Source organism: Actinoplanes sp. NPDC051388, assembly GCF_055586225.1.
Window position 1 is genome coordinate 247,629 of sequence record NZ_JBVJIP010000002.1, and the last position, 6,742, is coordinate 254,370.

The window sequence follows — 6,742 nt, forward strand, 5'->3', positions numbered from 1 at the left end:
AGCGATGACCTGTCCCGCCCCGCTCCGGATGCCTATCGGCGTGGGGCCAGTGGCTCTGCGCAGGTCGGCGGCAACAGTGGGCGCGTCCCGGTGGGCGCGCCGGCCGGACGTGCCTCGGTGGGCTCGGCCCGGGTCGGTGGCCGTGCCGCTGTCGGCGAGGGCAACACCGGCGCCTACGGCGGTCGCCCCGCCGTGGCCCGCGCGGCCGTGCGCCCCGGACCCGTCTACGACGACCTCGACCCCGGCGGCCCGTCCGGCCCGATCCGCGGCGCCGGCGGCAAGGACGCCTCGAAGGCCGCCAAGCGGCGCCGGCGGGCGAACATCCTGACCGCCACCGCGGCGATCGTGGTCATCCTGCTCGGCGCCGGCGTGGTGGCCGGCACCTGGTTCTTCGACGACGTGCAGCTCACCGAGCCCAAGGCCGAGGACCAGGTCACCCAGCTGTTCGCGTCGAACAACAAGACGCAGCTCGCGACCATCGGCAACACGAACCGGTCGCTGGTCCCGTACCAGAGCATCAATCCCATCATCGGCGAAGCCGTGATGGCCGCGGAGGACAAGAACTTCCGCGATCACCACGGCATCGACATGAAGGGCATCGTCCGCGCGGCGTGGAACAACTTCACGGGCGGAGACACACAGGGTGCTTCCACGATCACTCAGCAGTACGCTCGGCACGCCGCCGAGCTGAAGGAGATCAGCTACAACCGCAAGCTCCGTGAGGCCGTCATCGCCCGCAAGATGGAGGACCACTACTCCAAGGACGAGATCCTCGGGCGCTACCTGAACTCGGTGTACTTCGGCCGCGGCGCCTACGGCATCGAGGCCGCGGTGAAGGCCTACTTCGGCAACAACCGGTCGGCGCTGATCCCGCCGGGGCAGAAGGGTGCGATCACCGCCGCCGAGGCCGCGGTCATCGCCTCGGTGATCAAGCAGCCCGAGCCGTCCAAGACGCACCAGGGCTACGACCCGCAGAACAACCCGACGGACGCCAAGACGCGGTGGGACTACACGCTCAAAAACATGGTGGAGAAGGGCTGGATCACCGCGGCCGAGATGCCGACGAAGTACCCCGCGGTGCAGAAGTTCGACGCCAACGCCTGCCGCACCTCCTGCGGCGACGACAAGGCCACCTGGAAGATCGTCAAGTACGTCAAGCAGGAACTCCGCGCCATGGGCATCACGGACGAGGAGCAGCAGAAGGGTGGTCTGCGGATCACCACGACGATCAACGCCGACGTGCAGAAGGCGGCCGAGACGGCGGCGTCGCGCAAGAGCGACGACTCCCCGCTCAGCAAGCTCGACAAGACGTACAAGACGGCGCTGGTCGCGGTCGACCCGGAGAACGGCCAGGTGCTCGCCTACTACGGCGGAGACGACGGCGTCGGCTGGGACTACGCCGGGCCGAACTACAACAAGACCGGCGACTTCGTCGGTGGCGGCCGGCCACCGGGTTCGTCGTTCAAGATCTACACGCTGCTGGCCGGCCTGAGCGCCGGGTACGGCTTCGACACCACCTGGGACTCGAAGGCGAAGAAGGTCGGCGGCGACGCGATCAACAACTCCAGCCGCACCCGGCTGACCTGTGACGATCGCCGGTGCCCGCTGGACGAGGCGACGATCCAGTCGTACAACTTCCCGTTCTACTGGCTCGCCGACAAGCTCGGTCCGGCCAAGGTGGCGGAGGCCGCGCACAAGGCCGGCATCCAATACATCTCGAGCCCGACCAAGATCGGCGAGCGGATCGACCTCAGCAAGTCGGACGAGGACAAGCTCAAGCAGTTCGGCAACGAGATCGGGTACGGGCAGTACGCGATCACCGCGCTCGACCACGCGAACGGTGTCGCCACGCTGGCCGCCGACGGCCGCTACAACAAGGCCCACTTCATCAAGTCGGTGCAGCAGCGCGACGACAAGACCGGCAAGTTCAAGCCGTTCCACAACGAGCAGCTCAAGCCCAAGCAGGTCTTCGACCAGAACGTCGTGGCCGCGATCGACCACGTGCTGCAGAAGATCCCGGGCAAGAACGGCCGCAGCCTCCGGAACGGGCGCGACGCGATCGGCAAGTCCGGCACCTGGGAGTTCCAGGACGGCAAGTCCGGTCAGAACGGCGACGCCTGGTTCGTCGGTGGCACACGACATATCGCCGCGGCGGTCTGGATCGGCCGAGAAAAGGTCGTGAAGGACAAGATGCAGCTCATGCCGATCTTCGTGCCCGGCTCGAAGACGAAGGGCATGACCGGTGGCTCGACGCCGGGTGAGACGTGGAAGGTCTTCCTGGACCTCGCCAACAAGGCGCTGGACGCGAAGAACGACCCGTTCCTGCCGGACGTCAAGGTCGGTGACCCGGCGATGAAGGGCAACGGGCTCGCCCCGCTGCCCAAGCCGGACGACAACTGCATCTTCGGCCTGCTCTGCACCGAGGGCGACGGCCAGAACAACGGCGGCCAGAACAACGGCGGCCCGGGCAACGGGGGGAACAACAACGGCGGCATCACGCCGCCGGGCCAGGGTGGCAACACCGGCGGCGTGAACCCGGGCAACGGCAACGAGACGACGCCGGGCACACCGGACAACCAACCGGCCGTGCCACCGGACAACGAACAGGACGACGAAGAGAATTAGCTCTCGGCGCTCGCTCCCCGGCTGGGGGGCGAGCGCCGATTTCGTGTGGTTCATGAGGCATGATGCGGTGTCATGAGCACACCGTCTGATCGCGATGAGCTGCCGGCCTCGTCGGACGCGTTCGTCCGCGGACTGTCCGAGGCGATCGGTGGCCCACTGGGTTCGCACGCTGTGCGGTCCGCCAAGAAGCCCGGCAAGTTCTGGACCGCCACGCGCATCGTGCTGGCCCTCGCCTGCCTGACGCTGGCCCTGCACTGGGTGCAGAAGTCGCCGTGCGTCGACGGCGACTGGCAGGACAACAAGCAGTACACGCGGTTCTGCTACACCGACGTCCTCGCGCTCTATTACGCCGAGGGTCTCAACGAGGGCAAGGTGCCCTACGCCGAGCACGCGGTCGAATACCCGGTGGTCACCGGCTATTTCATGGGCGCGCTCGGCCTGCCGGTGCACGCGATCGGCGAGCGCAACTCCTCGATCAACCAGGGCACCTGGTTCTACGACGCGAACGCGCTGGTGCTGTCCGCGCTGGCGGTCGCCACCGCGGCGGTGATCCTCGCGCTGCGCCGGCGACGACCCTGGGACGCGGCGATCTTCGCGGTCTCCCCGATCCTGCTGCTCACCGCCACGATCAACTGGGACTTCCTGGCCATCGGCTTCGCCGCCTTCGGCCTCTATGCGTGGACGAAACGCCATCCGGTGCTCGCCGGGGTGCTGCTCGGCCTGGGCGGCGCGGCCAAACTATGGCCACTCTTCATTCTCGGCCCACTCTTCGTGCTGGGCTTGCGGTCGCGGCGGCTCCTGGAGTGGGGGTACGCGATGGCGGGCGCCGTCGGGATCTGGGTGGTGGTGAACCTCCCGGTGCTCGTGCTCTATCCGAAGTCCTGGATGCGATTCTTCGAGCTCAACCACGAGCGGCCGGTCGACTGGGGGACGTTCTGGTACATCGGTCGCTTCCTGGACACGAAGTGGAACAGCGGCGTCGTTGGTGATCAGGGGCCGTTCCAGTGGCTCAGCGACCACGTGACGGTGTTGAACTACGTGTCGTACCTGCTGTTCTTCCTGGCCTGCATCGCGATCGGGGTGCTCTGCCTGCTGGCGCCGCGGCGACCACGGCTCGCCTCGGTGGCGTTCCTGGTGGTGGCCGCGTTCCTGATCTTCAGCAAGGTCTGGTCCCAGCAGTACGTGCTCTGGCTGCTGCCGCTGATCGTGCTGGCCCGGCCGAAGTGGGGGGCGATCATCGCGTGGACGGTGGCGGAGATCGGATATTTCGCCGCGTTCTATGCGGAGTTGCTGGGTGCCGGCGGCAAGCCGGTGATCCCGGAGGGGACGTTCGTGCTGGCCTCGGGGCTGCGGATCGCGACCGTGGCGATTCTGTGCGGGCTGGTGGTCCGGGAGATCTGGCGGCCCGAGCTGGACGTGGTGCGACAGTCCTATGCGGACGATCCGGACGGCGGGATTCTGGACGCCGCGCCGGATGCGCCCTGGGTCGAGGGGTTCCGGCGGCGGTTCGTGCGACGCCGGCCCGGAAGTCGTTCGCCGGCCCCGGATTCCTCCGATGAGACCGTGATCAGCGTGTCGCCCGGCTCTCCCTGATCAGCTCACTCCGGGCGTGCCGGGCACTCCTGGCACTCCCGGGTCCCCCGGCGTGATCGGCGTTCCCGTCGGGATCGACGGGAACGGGAACGACGGTGTGGGCAGCGGCTGCGTCGGGGGCGGCTGGGTTGCCGGATCCTCGGCCTTGAGCCGGAAGAGGACCGTGTTGTCGTCCAGGTCCTCGCGCTGAATGCCGAGGGCGTCGACCGGGACGTCGCCGGCCCGCTCCCACGCCGTGCCGGCCGTGCGGTTGCGCAGCAGGATCACCGTCTCGATGCCGGTCTCGCGCAGATAGGCGATGCTCGTCGCGTCCGGGAACCCGGCCACCGCCTGCCGGAACTCGGCCTGCTGGGTGGCCGCGAACCCACCGGATCCGTTCGCGATCGGCTGGAACCGGGACGTCGACCAGAGCATCGCCATCTGGTCACCCAGCGCAGCGGTGGGCAGCACCAGGGTGGGCGAGGTGACTGTGCGCAGCGCCGTCGGTTGCGCGGGCACGACCGGATGCGCCGTCGTGTTCAGCGTTTCGACCAGCACGAGGATCAACGGCACGAACGTGGCCAGCCGCAGCCACGGCCCGGGGAACGGCGGAATCCGCAGCGCCGCCCAGTGCTCGGCGCGCCGGACCACCTCGGCCACCGTGCCCGCGGCCAGGATCGCCAGCAGCAGCGTCACCCAGAGCATCATCCGCCCGGGAATCCGCAGCCCGAACGAGGCCGGGAAGTGCCCGAACAACGGCAGATAGGTCCACCTGCCGTCGAAGAACCCGGTGCCCAGCGTCAGGATCACCGCGGCCGCCAGCGCGACCAGCAGCACCAGGCGGTGCCACAGCTTCCACACCGAGAAGAACAGCCCGGCGAGGGCCAGCGCATAGAGCACGAAGCCCGGCAGCAGCGACATCTCCGACGGCCAGGCGAGCAGCGCACGCGCGCCGTCGTGCGCGCTGCCCCAGATGCGCGAGTCCTCGGCCCCGATCAGCAGCGACCGCGGTGGCGGCGAGAAGAAATCGATCTCGGCGTTGCCCGGCCCACCACGCGGCACGCGCAGATAGGGAATCGCGATCAGCAGCCCGATGAAACTCACGATCACCGCGCCGAGCACGTCCGCCACCCACAGCCGCCAGCCCAGCACGGGCCGCTGGCTCGGCTTCCGCCACCACCGGATGGGCACCGCCACCACAAGACAGATCAAGATCCCGATCAGCACGTACGCGAACGGCACACCCAACGAGAACCCGAGGCTGATCTGCCAGGCCGCCACCAGCCATCCCGCCGTGGCCCACCCGGCATGCCGGCGCTGATGCCGGAACCCATGACGCATCGACCAGCCGTGCCCGCGCGCCAGCATGGCCAGCGCCAGCGGAATGCCACCCGCCGAGATCACATCGAGGTGCGCATCCTGCGCCAGCCGCCACGGCGCATAGGCAAAGGCCACCGCGGCCACGGTCGCCCCGGTGCGCCCGGCCCCGAGCTGCCGCACCAGCGCATAGCCACCGATCGCCAGCAGAGCGTGGGCCAGCACGAACAAGATGTTGTACCGCAGCACGGCGATGTCCGGCCCGTCACCGAGCATCCCGAACGGCGCGTAGCCCAGCAGACTGTCCCCGAACGCGAAGCTGTATCGCTCCGGAAAGAACGCGTTGGACTGCCACAGCTGCGCCGGGTCGGTCTTGAGGATGTGCCCCGACCAGGCGACCTGCCAGGCTTGGCGGGCCGGATCGTTGAGCTCCTGCGGCACGGTGTGCAGCGGATAGCGCAGCGTGGGCCAGGTGAGCAGGGCGGCCAGGGCGACCGCGCCATAGATCACCAGGGCGTATTCGTGGCGCAACGCCCGGCCGAGCCGGCGCAGCCCACGGCGGATCCGGCCCGGGGCACGCTCGGCTGAGGTGGCGAAGGCGGTCCAGGGGTCTGGTGGGGCGCCGGCCGGGCGCTCGGTGGGGAGCGGCTTTCGCAGCCGCTTCCGCTTCCCGCCCGCGCCTTCCTCCGCCTCTCCGGGTGGGGCGTCACCCGGTTTGCCATCTGCCGGTTTGTCCTCGCCCGGCTTCGTCTCGCCGGGCTTCGTCTCCCCCGGCTTGAGCTTGTCTGAGTCCGGCTTGGTGTCGCCTGGCTTGGCCGTCCCGGGCGCTTGCTTGCCTGGCGCGGCGACCTCGGTGCCGCCAGAGGCCGTGCCCTCGGTGGGCTTGTCCTTGGTCGCGGCGGAGGTGCCTGGCCGGTCGTCGCCGAGACCAGCCCGAGCTCGCTCGACCTCACTCAGAAACCGCCCGACCGTGGCGGCAAGCACGCCGCCCCCGCGTGCCACGCCTTTGGCGCCCGCGCCTGCCGTGCCCGCGGTGGCTGCTGTGCCCGCGCCTGCCGTGCCTGCTGCGCCCGTGCCTGCTGCGCCCGCGCCTGTCGTGTTCGCGCTTGCCGCGCCGGTCCCTGCGGTGCCCGCGCTTGCCGCGCCGGTCCCTGCGGTGCCCGCGCTTGCCGCGCCGGTCCCTGCGGTGCCCGCGCTTGCCGCGCCGGTCCCTGCGGTGCCCGCGCTC

At 69.5% G+C, this 6,742-nt stretch carries 3 protein-coding genes; 2 read left to right on the plus strand and 1 reads right to left on the minus strand.

What is annotated here, in order from left to right; all coding sequences use genetic code 11:
* Positions 1-117: 117 nt before the first annotated feature.
* Both ACZ6TI_RS05370 and ACZ6TI_RS05375 read left to right on the plus strand, forming a co-directional pair.
* Positions 118-2,625, plus strand: coding sequence for a transglycosylase domain-containing protein (locus ACZ6TI_RS05370; protein ID WP_465343753.1), 2,508 nt, complete (start codon positions 118-120; stop codon positions 2,623-2,625).
* Between the two features lie 72 nt (positions 2,626-2,697).
* The gene (locus ACZ6TI_RS05375) at positions 2,698-4,218 is read left to right on the plus strand and encodes a glycosyltransferase family 87 protein (protein ID WP_465343754.1); all 1,521 of its coding nucleotides are present in this window, start codon (positions 2,698-2,700) and stop codon (positions 4,216-4,218) included.
* On the opposite strand, the gene ACZ6TI_RS05380 is transcribed toward ACZ6TI_RS05375, so the two are convergent.
* Positions 4,219-6,516, minus strand: coding sequence for a hypothetical protein (locus ACZ6TI_RS05380; protein WP_465343755.1), 2,298 nt, complete (start codon positions 6,514-6,516; stop codon positions 4,219-4,221).
* Between the last annotated feature and the right edge of the window lie 226 nt (positions 6,517-6,742).

What these genes read in the sequence shown, in the direction of transcription:
- ACZ6TI_RS05375 (WP_465343754.1), top strand. Translation starts at nt 2,698, where the DNA reads ATGAGCACACCGTCTGATCGCGATGAGCTGCCGGCCTCGTCGGACGCG.